Genomic DNA, 17,012 nt, shown 5'->3' with positions numbered 1-17,012 from the left:
TCAACCCGTTGAAACGCCGGAATTACGACCACACAACCAGACTCAAATTTTGCAGGGTGGTGTTCTCGCGGCCGGTGTTACGCGACGACCGGCTCGCCACCCGACGTACCCGCGGCCGGGCTCGGGCCCGAGTACACGTCGCCGGTCGCCCGGTGGAACACGCCCGCGCCCGCGTCCATGAACGCGGTGAGACGGCGCTGCTCGGCGTCACGAACCGCGCGACCCGCACGCCCGCACCAATCCTGGTCACTGATGCGGTCACGCTCACGCATCGTCTCACGCGCCTGCGCGAGCCGTGCATCGTCCGTCACGTCCTCACCGGTGAGCGACACTTGCCGGAGCTCCCGACCGTGGTCGTCACGCGGCCCGTCAGTGCCGCCGTCCGCACGCACCGACTCCCGCGACGGGCCCGAGTCAACGCCGGGGAGCGTGTCCTGCTGCGGGTCCGTCACCGACCCTTCCAACTCGATTGAGTACTTCTCATCGAGGTACTCTTCGAGCCGCTGATCGACCGAGTACCGCCCGTCATCGTGCTTAACGAGGTACGCACTGACGACGTGCGCTTCCTTCGGGTCAACCTTACCCTCGCCGTTGCCGACGACGTCCGACCACCGCCACCGCTTCCCCGGCGCGGGGAAGTGGTGCAGCGTCTCGCGGTTGTACATGATCCGCATCGCGGTCTGATGCGTGGGCATCGTCTATGACTCACCTCCGGTCATCCGGAGCCGACCGTCCGCGGGCTCGTACACGGCACCTTTCTGCCTGAGTTTCTCGATCTGGTGCTCCGCCTGATCCGCATCCATCCCGGCGCGCTCCTGCAGTTCGTCGATGACGTCCTCGACCGGCGCACCCTGGTCGTGCTCGGCTTCGAGGTCCGCGACGACGTCCTTCACGCCCTGCACGCGGTCCGCCTGCGACCGTTCATCACCGTCACCGTCGTCGGCGTCCGTCACGTCAGTCGGGTCCGACCCGCGGCCCGCCGGCCGGTCAACGATATCGACCGACGACGACCCTGCCTGCAGCCGCATATACGGACCGTCACGCAGCGTGATACCCGCGTGCACGCGCACCGTATCACCCTGCAGCACCGCGTCGAACGCATCCATCAACTCGTCATCGGCGAGCTCATCCGTCGCATTCGGCGACAACACCGACACCCGACCGCCCGAGTCGTCCTCCAACACGATGACCTGCCGCATCGACCCGTCACGCGGGTCCTTATCGAGCGTCTTCGTCACGACTTCACCCTCGACCGTGACGTAATCGCTGCCGTGCGGGAGCTCGGCGATCGGCGTCGTCTCATCAATCCCGGTGTTGAACCCGGGCGTCTCAACGAGCCCTTTGATGCGGTCCTTCACCGGCGCGGGAGCGTATTCGAGCGCTTTCGTTGTCGGTGCGAGGTGCACCGTCACGCGCTTCGACTGGTACGGGTTCTTCGTCTCGATGTACACCGTATCGTCGTCCCTGAGCTGCTGCCAGAACTTCGACGGGTCCTGCGGTTCCTTCCCTTCGTCGTCACAGTACCGACGGTAAATCGCGTGCCAGTCGTCTTTCCGCACTTCCACCGCTTCATCGGTCTGCGTCATGAACTTCCGAGCGAACCGCCGCGTCGTGTCCGCGTGATTGCGGTACTTCCGGATGAGCTTCGCGTGCGCTTCCTCCTGGTCACGCGTCAGCATTTCGTCGTAGTAGTTCTCGTAGATCGACCATTCCTCGGTCTCGTACAACCGGTTCGCCGCTTCGATGACGACGTTCAACAGGCCCGAGAGTTCCTCGTCGGTGCGCAGCTCGCGTTCTAACTCGGATTCCTTGCGCTTCTGATGCTGGTTCGGGTCGTCCGGGTCCGGGTCCGCCACGAATTGGTTCGTGAAGAACAGCGGCATGAGCCGACTCTTAATCGACCCGTCCCAACCGGTCCACACCGGCGGGTCGTTCACGTTAATCATGATCGTTGCGAACGGGTCATAGCTCTCGCGCTGCACGTTCTTCGCACCCGTCCGCACACCGCCGCTACCGACGAATTTCTTGAACGCCGAGCACTGTTCTTTCGAGATTTTGTTTGCTGATGCGTCGTCGTCGATGACCGCGTACGAATTCCGCGCGGCGTCGGCTTCGAAGTCGTCGGTCACGAACTTCGTGAAGTCCATGTGCTGCACGCCGTCCTCACCGACCAACCACTTCACCAGCTTGTCGATGAACGACTTCCCCGTCTGCTCGTCGCCTTCCTTGATGTAGGTTTTCCGAAAGTCGTTGTTACGCATGATGACGTTCGCAATCATCTCCTCGATCGTCTTCCGCATCGCCTCGTCCGTCGCTATCTTCTCCAGGTTCTCCATGATGCCCGGGCACTCCGCGTCCGGGTCGTACGACACATCGAGGAGTTCCGGCCGCGTCGTGTAGTGCTCCGGTGCGTGGTCGATGAGCTCCTGCCCGGGTTCCTTCCGCAGGTCGATGAGTCCGTTCTGCACCGGGACGCACCATTTCAGGTCCGGGTCGTCTGGCGGACCGAGTGTGAACGGGTTGTCGTTCGTCTGCGTTGCGAGCTTGACTTGGTCGGCGATTTCGTTCCGCTCACCGCGAGTGTTCGCCTGCGACGGTAACACGTCCTGCAGCACTCCTTTCACGACGTCTTCCGCGCCGGGTTCCCACGCGGTTTCATCGACCCACATCCACATTTCATCGGTGTCCTTCGGGTTCAACAGTTCGAACTCGTCAACGATCGTTTCGACCACACGCTCACGCGCGACGTGCGTCTTCTCGAACGCGTACCGTTCCGCGTCGTTCACTAACGCGCTCTTCTCGTCAACGGTCACGCCGACCGGGACGTGGTCGGGCCGGTCCCACTCGTCCCACACTTCGACAGTGGCGTCGAACCCGTGCCGGAGCGTCACGTAGTAATCGTTCCCACGGACTTCCACGGCATCGAGCCGCTCGATAAGCACCGTGTCACCGGGACTGTACTGGTCCACCGGGTCCGGCTGCTCGTCCGTTGACGGCCGCATCTGCGCCGGCACCTCAATCGCTGTCGCCGCCGTACCGTCGGCGACGATGACGTCTGCGTGTCCGTCATCGTACTCGCGGATATCGAGCACTCGCACGCACACCGTGACTTTCGCGCCTGAGTCGATTGCACCGGCGAGCCATTTCAGTTCGTCACGGTCGTGCGGCATGTCGCGGTCCTCACCGGTCTCGTCCGTGGTCTCGGGAACGCTCGTGAATCGCTTATCGACGTGCGTGTCGATCTCGATTCCGGTGACGTCCACCGCGTTCTCGATTTCCTCGTCCGAGTACCCGTTGAGCTGGGCGAGTAAGTCGCCGTCGCCGGTTTCGAGCGCCTCGTCACCGTTCTCAGTGTTGTTACCCCCGGTGACGGTGCCGCCGTCCGCGACGGTGTCCTGTGCGTCTGCAGCGTCGTCGTCGTTGTTGTTAGTGTCCCTGGGCAATTTCACCACCCCGTCACGTCGTAGTGATCGAGCGCGTCGCGGTCGTGGTACTCGTCGAGACAGTACCGCCCGCAAAATGGGTCGAACCAAGGGTTCGCGTCCACGGGCTTGTCGCACTCGTCGCGCTTGCACACGTCACGCCCGCCGTCCGTAACGAGCTCACCGTCGTCATCCTCGTCGTTGCTACCACCGTCCGCAGCGAGCGGTGTGCCGCCGGTGTTCTGCACGATGACAGTCACCTCGTCAATTGACGCACTGACTGTCGGGCAGTCACCTGCCGCGGGTGACGTCGGGCACATGTCCCGAGCTGCGTCCGATCGCGGGTCTAACAGCGCGTGCGTGCCGTCTGCACCGGTCTCGATGACCATCCACGGCTCACCGCGGTACTCGACTTGCGACCCGGGCGTCACCGTCGCGTCCTGGTCGTCGTCGTCAGTATCGAGACCGAGTGCCTCCCGGCCGACGTCGGTCCGCGCCCACGCCTCCGCCGCGCTGTCGGCGAGCGGCACGGTGACGTCGATGCCACCGGCGCGTTCTTCGAGGTAAAGGTGCAGCAGCTGCGCGTCGTCGTTGACGACGTGGTGCGCGGCGTCGATCGTGATTGTTTCACCGTCCAGTTCGACTGATGCGGTCAAGGGCTTCTGAGGGAAACCCTCGGTTTTATCTGAGTTTGCGTTGTTTCGTCGCATGGGTGGAATACCTTAACTCACCCACTCGGTGCGTGCGCGCTTGGGGCGCGCCCGCACCCACGTTCTGCGGCCGATAATCGACCACAGTGAGCGGGGTGCGTGTCCCGAGTGAGCTTACCATATGATTGTCCGTGGTTGCACTTAAAGACTTGCCGTAGGGGGTTCTGAGTAGGATATCCGAACGGGATTAGATTCAACTACAAAACTACACCGAAAGCACTGTACAGGCCGTGAAACACACGAACTCGTATTTATCCCAGACGGTACCGAGTAGGCAAAACATCGACACTAACCCCTTACCTTTAACTTAAGGATAGCGGGAGCACGCGCGGAATCCGAACGGAACCACACTCGAATCAAAAAACCATACCACAGCGCCCGCGCGACCGGCGCATCGACCCACGAACACACCCGCCGATGAGAGTTGCCGCCGACGACTGACTGCACGACCATACCGCCGTCGCCGCAGCTGCAGCCACACCCGGCAGGCACCGACACAGGCCACCGCCACCACACGGCACCGCACCGAACGGACCGACGACCCGCAGGCAAAACAACCAGATTCGGCCGATTACCCCCCGGTTGTTTTGCTGCATCCTTGCGAGAGCGTCTGAGAGTACCGATATCCGGAGACCGCTTCAACCAAAACAGGTACACGCACTTGACTGCAACACGAACATGACTCTCCCCGATTGTTTGAATTTGATTGGGTAACTCGGTTTGGTTGTTTTGGGTTACTGTTTTCGGCCGGTAGAAGGCTTCTCGCGGCAATCGGGCAAAACAACACGGGGGTAAACGCCGGATTTTGGTTGTTTTGCCGGGGTGAATCGCCCGGTACAGCGCCTGTATCGGCACTTTCCGGATTCGCGCGGCCGGTTTCGGCGAAAAGGGGGTGTTTTGCCTGCCGGCTGCACCGTCGGTCCTCTCGCTATTCGAGCCGGTACAACTCGGGCCTATCGAGTGCGTTGTCGATCGTCTTGCGAGCACACGACAGTTTGTCGGCGGCGCGCGTTTTGCTCATGTCGCCGTCCTCGACCCGCTGCAGGGTTCGACACACCGTGTCGTAGTTGACGTCGGGTGCGAGCCGCCCACCCTCGCTCGTGCACCCAAGCGGCGGTCTACCTCCCTGCCACTCGATGCCTGCGAGGAGCGCATCCGCGTGCTCGGCGGTGCCTGCGAGGACTTCGATCGCGCGTCGCGTCGCCACGGAGTACTCGTCGCCTGACGTGGGCGGGGTGATCGTGACGTCGTGCGTGGCGTCGTACACGTCCGTACCCGTACCCGTGCGCGCGACCGTGAACACGTCCTCGACCGGGAGTCCTGCGAGTGTGTCTACTATGAGCCTCGCACCGTCAGTGTCGCGTGCGCGTTCCAGCGCTTTCACGGCCGGGTCGTCGGGTCCCTGCCTGTCCCGAACGGTGTCCGTGCCTGCGGCGACGTACAGGTATGACTTGGCGTCTTGTTTGATGCCGGCGGTCGCGGCGTTCTCTTCGGTCCATTCGAACAGCGATTGGACGGTGTCGGCGGTGATGCCTGGGACGTCGTTGGTTTCAATCCAGTTCTTGATTTGGTCGATGCTTTGCTGCCGGATGTCGGGGGTGTTGCCGCGTGCGAGGATGACTACTGGGGGCATCGGTACACGTGATACTCGCCGATTCGCTCGGAAAAACCGGGGACGGTAGTTACACGTCGGGTTCTTCGGTCGGGGAGTTACCGGGTGGGGAGATACCCGAGATCGTAATAGCGTGTTAGCTCCCGCGATAAAGTTTTTCGCTGTGTCTGCACTCGTTACTCTAGGTAAGTCACTGGGTAGTTACGGCCCCGAAATGCCCGAATATGGTGTTGGATATTGAGGGATCTACCCGTGGTGAAAAGGTAGTCAGTCGCCCGGTGGGGCTTGACCGCCCAGCGGCGCGGTCCACGCCTGTCTCGACACTCCCGGTGGGTGTGACTACAACTACAAATTTTGAGGGGGGTGTGTCACGAACTCCCCCTTGGCTCGCCACCCTGAGCTACGCGCGCCGGTTACACTCGGTCCAAGTACTTCCGGCGCTGCCGTTGCTTCTGTCTCTCCGAGCGCTGGTCGTAGTGCTCATCGAGGACATCCGGTGACGTCGATGCTCGCGCGCCCGTGATTTCTGAGGGGACGTCTGCCTGCAGCCACGCGGTAATCGCTCCCCTTCTAGTGTCGTGCGGGCCGCGGGAGCTCGGGCACTCGTAGGCTTGCTGTCGGTCGCGTGCGGCGTCGCACGCGCCGGGGTCGCGGTCGTGCGGGCATTCCCCGGTCGGTCCCTCGCATGGGCGTGTGACGGCGTAGCAGTCGGCTTGCAGCGTCTGCACGTGCGGGCGTCCGTGCACGGTCGTCAGTAGTGGTTCGCGCCCGTCGGCTTCGACGTCGTGCCTGCTTGTCTCGATGTAATCCTCGATGACGGTCGCGGTCTCGGGTTTGATGCCGATCGTGCGCTCACCGTCGTTCTTGTTCTTGAGCGGGGTGTCCTCGTCGGGCCGGTGGCGGACTCGGATTCTCGGGTCGTCACCTGAGAGTTCGACGTCGCCAACGTCAATCGCTCGCGCACCGCCGCGTCTGAGTAGTCCTCGCCAGATGAGTAGCATAACGACGTGCTCCCGGCTGGCGTACTCGAACCGTTCCAAGTGTTCGAGGAGTGCGTCGCCGACGTCGGGATCGAGCATCGTTTCCTTCGCGTTCTCACCGTTCGACAGGGTGGGGCTGAGGACTGCGTCGTGCAGGTTCTCCGGGCACGCACCCCGGCTTTCGGCCCATTTGAGAAAGACCCTGAACGTGTCCATCTGCGTCTTCATGGTCACTGCGTTCGGGTCACCGGGCCCGTCTCGCCGCCACAACCGGTACTCGTGACAGTGTTGAGCTGTGACGTCGCTCATGTGCTCGATGTCCGGCTGTTCCTCGACCCAGTCTAAGAAGTGACTGAGGCGCGAGCGGTGCGACCGGATAGTCGCGTCGCTCACGTTTGCTCGGCGGTCCTCCAAGTATAGCGATACTGCGTCGTCGGGTGTGAGTGCGTCCATGTTGGCTCTCCGGAACCGCGGGACGCACCGGGGGTGCAAGTTGCGACGACTTGGACTCACCGTCGGTCGTCGCGTGAGTGTCTTAAGGAACCTGCCGCCGTCGCGTGGATGCGCGGCGACTTAATTACACATGGGCGCTGCAGGATTTGAACCCGCGACAGCTTGGTCCGAAGCCAAGTACTCTGTCCAAACTGAGCTAAGCGCCCGCAGTTGATCGGAGGGCGACCGGGCGGTTTAAACCCAATGATTTCACCCGTCGACGACCGCGCGATTTATTAGCAAGCCGTCGGGAACCACGGCCATGAGTGTCGGACGGCGGGCCCGTGGGTTGGTCGAACTGACGCGCCCGCTGAACGCGGTCGCTGCGGGGGCGTTGACGTTCGTCGGGGCGTTCGTCGCCGTCGGCCTGACGGTGCCGGCGGTGCCGACGGGTGCCGCGGTCGGCGCGACGGTGCTCGCGACGGCGGCGGGCAACGCGATCAACGACTACTTCGACCGGGAGATCGACGCGATCAACGACCCCGACCGACCGATCCCGCGTGGGGCGGTGTCGCCGCGGGGGGCGCTGGCCTTCAGCCTCGCGCTGTTTCTCGGTGCGGTCGTGCTCGCGGTCGTCCTGCCGCCGCTGGCGATCGCGATCGCCGGTGTGAACCTCGTGGCGCTGGTCGCTTACACGAAGCTGTTCAAGGGGTTGCCCGGCGTGGGCAACGCCGTCGTGGCCGTTCTCGGCGGAAGCACGTTCCTGTTCGGCGGCGCGGCGGTCGGTCGGCCGGACGCCACGGTCGTCCTGTTCCTGCTGGCGGCGCTGTCGACGGTGACCCGCGAGATCATCAAGGACGTGGAGGACGTGGACGGCGACCGCGAGGAGGGGCTGAACACGCTTCCGATCGCCGTCGGGGAACGGCGAGCGCTGTGGGTCGGGACGGCCGTCCTCGTCGTCGCGGTGCTCGCCAGTCCAGTCCCGTACCTCCGGGAGACGTTCGGCGTGGCGTATCTGCTCGTCGTGGTGCCGGCCGACGCGATAATGCTGTACGCCGCCGCCGAGAGCTTCGCCGACCCGACAGCCGGTCAGTCCCACATCAAGTACGGCATGTTTCTCGCCGCCGTCGCCTTCGTCGTCGGCCGCGGGGCGACGGTCGTCCCGGCCTGAGTACGATCGGGCGTTCATTATTACGCCCGGGTTGCACTTTGAACCAAAAACTATATGCGACCGCTTGGTACAGCTTTATACCAGACGAACACGTTGAGCTAATCAGAAAACAGCCGGGCGCATCCGTGCTGGTCTTTCCACGACGATCCCTCATGTATGATCTGGCTCCTGTCCTCCCGGATGTCGAAGTGAATCCGGGGACCAACCTGCTCGTTTCCGGCCCCCCAATGACCGGAAAGCGGCGGATAGCGACCGATATACTCGCCGAGGGAACCAAACAGGGGGACGGTGCGATCGTCGTCACGACGAAAGACAGCGCGGACAAGCTCGTCACGGAGTACGAGCGGCTCGTGCCCGACCTGGACGACAAACCCTTCGGCGTCGTCGACTGCGTCACGAAGCAACGGGGTGTGGGCAACGCGGAGAACACGCCCCGGGTGAAGTACGCCTCCTCGCCGGTCGACATGACCGGACTGGGGATCCAGCTCTCGGAGTTCCTTCAGGAGTTCTACGAGACCCGGGGGATCCAGCGCAACCGCGTGTTGCTCCACTCCGTGTCGACGCTGTTGATGTACTCGAACGTCCAGACGGTGTTCCGGTTCCTCCACGTGTTCACCGGGCGCGTCCAGAGCGCGGAGGCGCTGGGGCTGTACGTGCTCGATTCGACGGCACACGAGGAACAGACCCTGAACACGCTGAAACAGCTGTTCGACGGCGTCATCGAGGTGGAGGACGACGGCGGCGAGCCGTCGGTGACGACCGTCGGCGTGCCGTCGGCGTCGAACTGACCAGCAGGCTTTAATCGGCCGGCTCCGTGATCTCTCTCCAATGCCCGTCGAGAGCGACGCGGAGCTACGTGAGTTACTGGGCCTGCGACGGATCGCGGTCGTCGGCTGCTCGGGGACGGCCGGGAAGGACGCCCACGAGATCCCGAAATACCTGCAGGAACACGGGTACGACGTGACGCCGGTCAACCCGTTCGCCGAGGAGGTGCTGGGCGAGCGGGCGTACGACTCGCTCTCCGAAGTCGAGGAGGAGATCGACGTCGTCAACGTGTTCCGGCCGAGCGAGGAGGTGAGCGGCATCGTCGACCAGGCGGTCGAGCGCGACGACGCGAAGGTCGTCTGGACGCAGCTTGGCATCCGCGACGACGAGGCGGCCGAGCGCGCGGAGGCGGCCGGCCTACACGTGGTGCAGGACCGCTGTATGAAGGTCGAACACCAGCGGCTCCGCTAGCCGTCCCACTCCTCGAACGACCGGTAGATCCCCTTCGAGAGATAGCGCTCGCTGGAGTCGGGGAAGAGCGTGACGACGGTGTCGTACGGGGCGTCGATCTCGCCGTCACGGATGTCCCGGGCCACTCGACGCGCGGCGACGCTCGCCGCGCCGGCGCTGGAGGCGACTAACTGCCCTTCTTCGCGGGCGAGCCGTTTGAGTTCGTCCTGCGCGTCGCGGTCCGACACGTCGATCACCGCGTCGACGAGTTCGGGGTCGAACAGCTCGTTGGTCGTCGGGTCGTGCGTGCCGATCCCCTCTATCTTGTACTCGTCCTCGGTCTCGTCCTCGCCGAGCACGGTCCCGTACAGCGACCCCTCCGGCTCGACGGCGACGACGTAGGTGTCGGGGTGCTGCTCGCGGGCGTACTCCGCGATCCCCATGAGCGTGCCGGCGGTGCCACAGCCGGCGACGACGGCCCCGACCTCGCCGTCGAGCGCCTCGTAGATCTCCGGCGCGGTCGTCTCGTAGTGGGCTTCGGCGTTGAGGGGGTTGGCGAACTGCTGGGGAACGACGGCGTCGTCGAGTTCCTCGGCGAGTTCGTGGGCGCGCTGAATCGCGCCGTCCATGCCGTCCTCGGTGGGCGTGTTGATGACATCGGCCCCGAGCGCGTCCATCAGTTGCTGCTTCTCGACGCTGAACCGCTCGGGCACGACGAACACGGCGTCGACGCCGAGTTGTCCGGCGGCGACGGCGAACCCGATCCCGGTGTTGCCCGCGGTCGGCTCGATCACCGTCCCGCCGGGCGACACCTCGCCGCGTTCCATCATGCGTTCGAGCATGTACTTCCCGATCCGGTCTTTGATGCTCGCTCCCGGGTTGAACGACTCCACCTTGGCGTAGACGGGGACGTCGTCGGGCGAGGCCGCGACGCGAACCAGCGGCGTCTCCCCGACGGTGGCGAGCACCGAGTCGACCGGTTCCCGATGGGTGGTCATCGCTCGGGCAATAGTTGCCGCGCCCGTTATACTTTACTGGTCGTCGCTGCCGTCCCGGGCCTCGATTCGGCCGCCGGGACGGAAAACGAGTCGGCTGTCTCCGGGTTACTCCGCCGTCGACTCGCCGGATCCGGCCGTATCGTCGGCGGCGGCGGTCTCACCCTCGCCATCGCTCTCGTCGTCGACCTCTTCGATCGCCGCCTCGGCGAGCAACTGGTCGACGTCGATCCCGCGGTCGGCGGCGATGGCGTCGAGGACCGCCCGCTGTTTCTCCAGTTCGGTCTCCATCCGCTCGACGCGGTCGCCGGTTTCGGTCGTCGTCTTCTCCAGTTTCATCACGCGCTCGCGCACGTCGGCCAGTTGCTTGTACAGTTGCTCGGCGCGGTCGGCGACGTTCTGGAGCTTCTTCGCGGTGCTTCCCAGTCCCATACGCGTCGGTACGGAGGTCCGGCCAGTTGGACCTTCCGACTCGAACGCCGCGTTTATGCGCGCGGCGGGACCAGTTCGTGATATGGTAGACGAGACGGTTCCGCCGACGCTCGGGCTGCTCGGCACGCTCGCCATCGCCGCCGTCGCCGCCGCGCCGTACGTCGCCCTCCCGGCCGCCGAGGCCAGCGGTCTCGAACCCTACTACTCGGCCGGCTTCGTCGGCCCGTGGGCGATCACGATGCTGGCGCTGGTCGCCGCCATCGCCTTCGCCGCCGGGCGACAGGGACGGACCCCGCCGGAGACCGCCGCCGGCGCGACGCTCGGGTTGGGGCTGATCATGACCGCCCTCGCCGGCATCTGGGCGGCCTCGGTCGACGCCTCGCTGGTCCTCCAGATCGGCACGGCCGACTGGATCGAGTACCACCGCTGGCTGTTCCTCGCGGTAACGCTGGTCGTGCCGGCGACCGCCGCCTTCTACGCGCGCGTCCTTCGGCTGTTCTGACGCGGACGACCGTGTCGGGGCACCGTCGAGAGTGGCCGGACCGACTCCCGACGACGGCCCGCCGTCCCCGACTAACCCGAAAGGCCCTTAAGACAGCACCGGCTACCAGTGAATGGACTAGGTCGGGCAGCTAGGCCCTGCTCTCCACCCGCCCTATGGCCTTCAGCGGGGACCGAACCCCGGGCGCGTCCGGTCCGACCGGACGGGGCCCCGGGAGCCAACGTGGAAGCCTCGTCCAGCGGGGACAGCGGTCCGCGGCGACCGTCCGCAGGGACGGCTCGCCGCGGTTGGTCGGCGGCAATCCGTCAGGCGCGGAAGCGAGCAGCGGACCGTCGGACACCTGTCGCTCGATGGGTCGCGGGGTGGAGGAGGCAACCGGGATTCCCCCGTTCGGGACGCCGGGCAACTCCGGGCGTCCACCCATTCATACCGACCTTTTTCGTCCCTCGGGTTCGCTCGCGTAGCGAGCGAACCGCTCGGGCAAAAAATGTCGATCAAAAACCCCGGACGCTCCCTGCGGTCGCGTCCGGCGAAACGGCGGCTCCGCCGCCGTATGCTACACGTCGAGCCGCAACTACTGCCAGCCTGCCCTCCCCCATCCTCCCGAGCGAAGCGAGGGAGGGCTCGGGAGATCTTTGATCTCCCGGTGGGTCGGCGGACGGGACCGCCTCCCGGCCCGAGATAAGGTCAGTTCGTTAAAGAAAGGCTCCCCGGTGGCCGTTCAGTCGTCGGCGGGCTGGGAGATCTCCGCGGCGTTGGCCAGTTCGAGGCCGCCCGAGAGCGTGCGGTTGGGGTAGGGAATGTCGATCCCTTCCTCGTCGAACCGCTGTTTCACGCTGGTGACGTAGTCGCCGCGGACCTTCACGAAGTCGGCGCGGCTGGGGTCGGCGATCCAGATGCGCGACTGGAGGCCGACCGAGGAGTCGCCCAGTTCGGTCAGTCGGACCGAGGGTGCCGGATCCTCCAGAATGTCGGGATGCTTCTCGGCCTCCTCGATGATGATGTCGGTGGCCTGTTCGATGTCGTCGTCGTAGCCGATGCCGAACACGAACTTCTGGCGGAGCTTGTCCTTCGCCATCGGGTTCTTGATGACGCCGTCGGTCAGCTGGGAGTTGGGTACCGTCAGCAGCTCGTTGTCGAACGTGCGGACGCGCGAAACCCGGAGGCTGATGTCCTCGACGACGCCCGAGTTGCCGTCCCACTCGATCCAGTCACCGATGCGGAACGGCCGGTCGGTGAAGATGAAGATCCCGGCGACGAAGTTGGCGATCACGTCCTGCAGCGCGAAGCCGATCGCCAGCGTCGCGGCCGCCGCGATGGTCGCCAGCGAGTTGAGGAAGTTCCCGAAGCCCGCGACCCCGAAGGCGACGGAGATGGCCGCGAACACGACGACGATCTGGGTCACCTTCATCAGCGGCTTCCGGGCGTGGGCGTCGAGGTCACGGCGGTTCAGCAGCCGCCGGACGAGGGGGTAGACGAACGTCTTGCCGATGAGATAGACCACGGCGAAGCCGACGACGAACTCGATGGCGGACGCGATCGGTGCGGCCAGGTCCGCCGAGAGGCCGGCGTCGATGAGATACTCGTCGATGATCGCCATCAGTGCAACACCGCCGTGTTCCCGCGTGTCTCGACCAGTTCAGCGTCGACGGCGTCGGCCAGTTCCGCGGCCAGTTCGTCGGTGTTCGTCCCGCCACGGGCCGCCCGGAGGAACTTCACCTTCACGAGCTCCCGGTCCTGTAACTGGTCGGAGAGTTCGCCGGTCACCGCATCGATCCCGCTCTTGCCGACCCAGACCGTGACGTCCGTGTCGTGTGCTTGCTTTCGGAGCTGCTGATCAGTCATGGAACCCTGTACGTTCGGCTCCGGTTTCAAGCTTGTTGCACGAACCGACCCCGTCAGTACGGGTAGCGTGCCTGCTCGCCGCAGTCGCAGGTGACGACGACGTGCCCGTCGCGGGTCCGGACGCGCGCGTTCGCTCCCGGACGGAGATAGCTGTCGCAGGCGTCGCAGGTGAACCGCTTGAACTGGCGGGGGAGCGCCAGCCGGTTGCGCTCGGCGACGCGTCTGGCAAGCCGGACGTACTCCCGGGCGCGCTCCTGGTTCGACGCGGCTGCTGCCTCGCGTGCGAGCGACTCCAGCCGGGCGACGCGCTCTTCGGGTATCGTCATCGGAAATGGGGGGGTGGGGGGATTCCGGGGCCGATCAGGACAAGGAGAGAGTGTTATCCTGAAACGCCCCACGTAACGCTGGGCAACTGAAAGCCAAGTATTTTTTGTTTCTACTCCTAGAGGTCCTGCAGCGAACAAACCCGGTGACGGAGTCGGGGTGGACGGGCTCGTTCGACGCTCATCGGTCCTCCAGCAGCGGCTCCTCGTCGCGGTCCCGTTCCCGCTCGACGGGGTCCGTTTCGAGCAGGTCGTCCAGTCGGCGTTCGAACTCGTCCCGGCCGATCTCGCCGCGTGCGTAGCGGTCCCGGAGCACCGTCAGCGGGTCGTCCTCGGCGGCCGCCTGCTCGCCGGCGTCGTCCGTCGCACCGACCGCATCGAGGTCCACCTTCAGGTACGCGAAGCCGAGTACCCCGACGAGGAGCGCGGCGAGACCGGTCACCTCGCCGGCACCGACCAGCGTGACGCCGAAGAGGGCGGCCACCATCGAGACGGCGAGGACCGCGAGGTCAGCGAGGTCGTCCATGTGCCGTGTGATCTCCCTGCACGAACTTAAATTCAACAGCGGCCTCCGAGGCGGCGACGGGAGGGGGATCGGACGGTCGAACCGAGGTGATCGGGAGATGACGGGTTTTTTATTAACTCCCCCACCAATGGCCCGGTAATGGACCAACAGGTCGCCGCCTTTACCGACACCTATCTCCCGACGGTGAACGGCGTGACCTACACGATAGACGCCTGGCGGGACCGCTGGAACCGCAACGGCGGGCGAATGGACGTGGTGTACCCCCGGTCGGACGGCCACTCGCCCGGCCCCAACGAACATCCGGTCAGAAGCGTCGCGTTCCCGTGGTACCAGGGGTACCGCCTCGGCGCGCCGAAGATCCCGAGCGCCGTCAAGGACGTCGACGTCGTCCACGCCCACACGCCGTTCGCGCTCGGCCTCGGCGCGATGCGTCTCGCGCGCCGCGCCGACGCGCCGCTGGTCGCGTCCTACCACACGCCGGGCGGCGAGTACACCGACTACCTCGCGCCGACCGACGGGATCGCGAGCGGCCTCCGGGAGTTCGTCGACGGGTACGAGCGGTGGTTTTTCAACCGCGCCGACCGCGTCGTCGTGCCGACCGAACCGGTCCGGGAGTACCTCCGGAACGAACTCGGCGTCGAGACACCGGTCGAGGTGGTGTCGAACGGGATCGACACCGAGCAGTTCAGACCGACCGAGACGTCCGAGTTCCGCGAACGGCACGACCTCGTCGGTGAGACGCTCGTCGGGTACACCGGCCGGCACGGCTACGAGAAGCGTCTCTCGGACCTGATCGCGGCCGCGGAGAGCCTCGACGTGACCGTCGTCCTCGGCGGCGACGGCCCGGCCCACGAGGACCTGCAGTCACAGGCCGCCGACAGTACCGCCGACGTCCGGTTCCTCGGCTTCCTCGACCGTGAGGAGATGCCGGCGTTCTACTCGGCGCTGGACGTGTTCGCGTTCCCCAGCCCCGTCGAGACGCAGGGACTCGTCGCGCTGGAGGCGAACGCCTGCGGGACACCCGTCGTCGGCGTCGACAGCGGGGCGCTCTCGGACACCGTCGTCGACGGCGTCACGGGGTATCACTACCCGGAGGACGACATCGACGCGTTCCGGGCGCGGATCGAGGACGCGCTGGACGACCGTGACCGCCTCGCGGAGAACTGTCTGGACCGTCGGGACGAAATAAGCGTCAGCCGAACCGTCGAGCGGTTGGCCGACCTCTACGGCAGCGTGTCGTAGGAGTCGAGCGTCCGACCGATACCCGTCATCACCGCGACGACGACGCCGGTCGCGAGCAGCGTCGCCGCCACGAGCAGGGCGACGCCGACCCACGGGTCCGACTCGTACGCCGCCGACACGCCCACGTAGCCGAGCACCGACAGCGGCGCTAACACGAGCGCCGCCCGCTGGTGCTGGCGCGGGAGGTCGCGGAGCAGTTTCGCGACGAGCACGGCTGTCAGCGACATCGTAGTGGGGGTAGTAACGGTGGCCGGTTAAAATTAGTGTCGGTTTCCGGGACAGGAATCGGCGGAAACTACGCTCGTGGTGTTTGCTCTCAGTCGTCTTCGAGGGCGTCGGCGATGCGCTGAAGCTGGCGCGTCGCGTCGCGGACCTCGTCGCGGAGCTGTCGCACCTCGCGGACGAGTTCCTCGTTGCCGCCCTCGGACTGGCCGCCCGGCGCGCCGCCGGGACCGCCGGGCGCACCGCCGGGACCGCCGCCCATCATCCCGCTCATCATCTGCGCGAACGGGTTGCCGCCGCCCCCGCCACCCATGCCGCCGGGGCCGCCGGGGCCGCCGCCCATCATCTCCTCCATGCGCTCCTCTCGGGACTCGCCGCCCTCGCCGCCCTCCTCGGCGCGCTTCTCGCGGATCTCCTCGACGCGCTCGCGGAAGGACTTCTCCTCGCCCTCGCCGTTGTTCTCGGCGGCCTGTTCCTCGCTGTCGGTGGAGTCGTCGTCCGACATACCTCCGGCTTTCGTCGCCGGCCCGAAAAGGGTTCGGTGACTCGGCTCAGGTGAACGCGCCGAGGTTCGACTGGAGCGACCGCGACACCGACCCCGACTCGACGGCGTAGCCGACCAGGTCCCGCAGGTCGACGGCGTACGTCGTGCCGCCGTTGTCGAGCAGGAGGACCCGCCCCTTGACGCCGACAACCGTGCCGGCCGCCAGCGTCTCGGCCACCGGCCCGCCGTCCAAGTCGAGCCCGTAGTCGAAGCGCCAGCGGTCGATCACCTCGAACCCGTCGAGCAGGGCCGTCCACGCGTCGCCGTCCACGTCGCGGCCGAACCCGTCGATCTTCGTCGGGACGCGCACCCGGTCCGGGACCTCCGCCGCGATCTCGGCCTCCAGTTCGCGGGCGATCCGCCCGTTCGAGACGGTGTGGACGTGGGCGGCGCGGTCGGCCCCCTGCTCGCGCAGGCGGGTCTCCAGCCGCCACGAGCGCGTGACGCCCACCTTGAACGTCGCCGGCGCGAAGGCGGCGAGATACACCGCGTGCTCCTCGTAGCAGTCCATCTCGTCTTTCAGGCAGGTGCCGGTACACCGGGCACACACCCAGGTGCTCGCGTGCTGGTCGCAGTACGGCGCGCCGTCGTTCTCGCAGGGGTAGTGGGTGTCCCCGTCGACCGCGCCCGCACAGCGTCGGTCGCCGAGGCTGTAGGCGAGGTCGGTCCCGGGCGTCAGCGCGACGCGGTCGACGCGCCCGTCCGCGGCGAGCAACAGCGCGGCGTCGCGGCCGTCGGACTCCTCGGACGGCGGCGACCCCGTGTCGTACCCGACGATCTGCACGCCCGCCGGTAGGCGATCCCGGGGTAAAGGCGTACTGCTTGCGGGCCCGACCGAA

19 protein-coding genes, 1 tRNA gene and 1 other RNA gene are annotated in these 17,012 nt (G+C 65.9%); 6 read left to right on the top strand and 15 right to left on the bottom strand.

What is annotated here, in order from left to right; genetic code table 11:
- Positions 1-77: 77 nt before the first annotated feature.
- The 6 genes from D8896_RS10740 to D8896_RS10715 all read right to left on the bottom strand — a co-directional run bounded on the left by D8896_RS10740 (position 78) and on the right by D8896_RS10715 (position 7,383).
- A complete protein-coding gene (locus D8896_RS10740) occupies positions 78-695 on the bottom strand; it encodes a hypothetical protein (protein WP_162991534.1) in 618 nt (205 codons plus the stop codon).
- Positions 696-698: 3 nt separating this feature from the next.
- Complete coding sequence (locus D8896_RS10735) at positions 699-3,443, bottom strand: DUF5906 domain-containing protein (protein WP_121822102.1); 2,745 nt, start codon at positions 3,441-3,443, stop codon at positions 699-701.
- A gap of 2 nt (positions 3,444-3,445) precedes the next feature.
- Positions 3,446-4,078 (bottom strand): hypothetical protein, encoded by a 633-nt coding sequence (locus tag D8896_RS10730; protein ID WP_121822101.1) that lies wholly within the window; start codon positions 4,076-4,078, stop codon positions 3,446-3,448.
- A 982-nt stretch (positions 4,079-5,060) separates the two neighbouring features.
- Entirely contained in the window at positions 5,061-5,765 is a 705-nt protein-coding gene (locus tag D8896_RS10725) for a hypothetical protein (RefSeq protein WP_121822100.1), read from the bottom strand.
- A 392-nt stretch (positions 5,766-6,157) separates the two neighbouring features.
- Positions 6,158-7,177 (bottom strand): tyrosine-type recombinase/integrase, encoded by a 1,020-nt coding sequence (locus D8896_RS10720; protein WP_121822099.1) that lies wholly within the window; start codon positions 7,175-7,177, stop codon positions 6,158-6,160.
- 131 nt (positions 7,178-7,308) lie between these two features.
- A tRNA-Arg gene (locus D8896_RS10715) sits at positions 7,309-7,383 on the bottom strand.
- 95 nt (positions 7,384-7,478) lie between these two features.
- Between D8896_RS10715 and D8896_RS10710 the strand changes: the two genes are divergently transcribed.
- The 3 genes from D8896_RS10710 (at position 7,479) to D8896_RS10700 (ending at position 9,563) form a co-directional block, all read left to right on the top strand.
- On the top strand, positions 7,479-8,327 hold the full coding sequence (locus tag D8896_RS10710; RefSeq protein ID WP_121822098.1) for a geranylgeranylglycerol-phosphate geranylgeranyltransferase: 849 nt from the start codon (positions 7,479-7,481) through the stop codon (positions 8,325-8,327).
- Positions 8,328-8,479: 152 nt separating this feature from the next.
- Positions 8,480-9,115, top strand: coding sequence for an RAD55 family ATPase (locus D8896_RS10705; RefSeq protein WP_121822097.1), 636 nt, complete (start codon positions 8,480-8,482; stop codon positions 9,113-9,115).
- Positions 9,116-9,155: 40 nt separating this feature from the next.
- Positions 9,156-9,563, top strand: coding sequence for a CoA-binding protein (locus D8896_RS10700; RefSeq protein WP_121822096.1), 408 nt, complete (start codon positions 9,156-9,158; stop codon positions 9,561-9,563).
- Here the strand turns inward: D8896_RS10700 and D8896_RS10695 are convergent.
- Positions 9,560-10,540: a PLP-dependent cysteine synthase family protein gene (locus tag D8896_RS10695; RefSeq protein ID WP_121822095.1), complete on the bottom strand. Its 981-nt coding sequence runs from the start codon at positions 10,538-10,540 to the stop codon at positions 9,560-9,562. The genes D8896_RS10700 and D8896_RS10695 overlap by 4 nt on opposite strands.
- Positions 10,541-10,645: 105 nt before the next feature.
- On the bottom strand, positions 10,646-10,969 hold the full coding sequence (locus tag D8896_RS10690; RefSeq protein ID WP_121822094.1) for a DUF5798 family protein: 324 nt from the start codon (positions 10,967-10,969) through the stop codon (positions 10,646-10,648).
- 82 nt (positions 10,970-11,051) lie between these two features.
- On the opposite strand from D8896_RS10690, the gene D8896_RS10685 reads away from it, so the two are divergent.
- Together D8896_RS10685 and ffs are read left to right on the top strand one after the other, a co-directional pair.
- On the top strand, positions 11,052-11,471 hold the full coding sequence (locus D8896_RS10685; protein ID WP_121822093.1) for a DUF7548 family protein: 420 nt from the start codon (positions 11,052-11,054) through the stop codon (positions 11,469-11,471).
- A 110-nt stretch (positions 11,472-11,581) separates the two neighbouring features.
- Positions 11,582-11,893: signal recognition particle sRNA (gene ffs / locus D8896_RS10680), an RNA gene on the top strand.
- Positions 11,894-12,192: 299 nt separating this feature from the next.
- On the opposite strand, the gene D8896_RS10675 is transcribed toward ffs, so the two are convergent.
- The 4 genes from D8896_RS10675 to D8896_RS10660 all read right to left on the bottom strand — a co-directional run bounded on the left by D8896_RS10675 (position 12,193) and on the right by D8896_RS10660 (position 14,165).
- A complete protein-coding gene (locus D8896_RS10675) occupies positions 12,193-13,071 on the bottom strand; it encodes a mechanosensitive ion channel family protein (RefSeq protein ID WP_121822092.1) in 879 nt (292 codons plus the stop codon).
- Positions 13,071-13,316, bottom strand: a complete 246-nt coding sequence (locus D8896_RS10670; RefSeq protein WP_121822091.1) for a YhbY family RNA-binding protein — start codon at positions 13,314-13,316, stop codon at positions 13,071-13,073. Before D8896_RS10670 ends, D8896_RS10675 begins: the two co-directional genes overlap by 1 nt.
- A gap of 53 nt (positions 13,317-13,369) precedes the next feature.
- Positions 13,370-13,642, bottom strand: a complete 273-nt coding sequence (locus tag D8896_RS10665; RefSeq protein ID WP_121822090.1) for a ribonuclease P protein component 4 — start codon at positions 13,640-13,642, stop codon at positions 13,370-13,372.
- Between the two features lie 178 nt (positions 13,643-13,820).
- The gene (locus D8896_RS10660; RefSeq protein ID WP_121822089.1) at positions 13,821-14,165 is read right to left on the bottom strand and encodes an SHOCT domain-containing protein; all 345 of its coding nucleotides are present in this window, start codon (positions 14,163-14,165) and stop codon (positions 13,821-13,823) included.
- A gap of 138 nt (positions 14,166-14,303) precedes the next feature.
- Between D8896_RS10660 and D8896_RS10655 the strand changes: the two genes are divergently transcribed.
- The gene (locus D8896_RS10655) at positions 14,304-15,407 is read left to right on the top strand and encodes a glycosyltransferase (protein WP_121822088.1); all 1,104 of its coding nucleotides are present in this window, start codon (positions 14,304-14,306) and stop codon (positions 15,405-15,407) included.
- Here D8896_RS10655 and D8896_RS10650 read toward each other — a convergent pair.
- The 3 genes from D8896_RS10650 to D8896_RS10640 all read right to left on the bottom strand — a co-directional run bounded on the left by D8896_RS10650 (position 15,389) and on the right by D8896_RS10640 (position 16,957).
- Positions 15,389-15,634 carry a hypothetical protein gene (locus D8896_RS10650; RefSeq protein ID WP_121822087.1) on the bottom strand — a complete coding sequence of 82 codons (246 nt, stop codon included), beginning with the start codon at positions 15,632-15,634 and terminating at the stop codon, positions 15,389-15,391. The two genes, D8896_RS10655 and D8896_RS10650, sit on opposite strands and share 19 nt — an antisense overlap.
- 89 nt (positions 15,635-15,723) lie before the next feature.
- Positions 15,724-16,134: a hypothetical protein gene (locus tag D8896_RS10645; RefSeq protein ID WP_121822086.1), complete on the bottom strand. Its 411-nt coding sequence runs from the start codon at positions 16,132-16,134 to the stop codon at positions 15,724-15,726.
- Between the two features lie 46 nt (positions 16,135-16,180).
- Positions 16,181-16,957: a DUF2797 domain-containing protein gene (locus D8896_RS10640; RefSeq protein WP_121822085.1), complete on the bottom strand. Its 777-nt coding sequence runs from the start codon at positions 16,955-16,957 to the stop codon at positions 16,181-16,183.
- Positions 16,958-17,012 lie beyond the last annotated feature (55 nt).

The organism is Halostella salina, from assembly GCF_003675855.1.
In the GTDB taxonomy this organism is placed as follows: Archaea; Halobacteriota; Halobacteria; order Halobacteriales; family Natronoarchaeaceae; genus Halostella; species Halostella salina.
The sequence above is the reverse complement of the archived record's forward strand: the minus strand, read 5'-3'. Positions and strand labels throughout refer to the sequence as shown.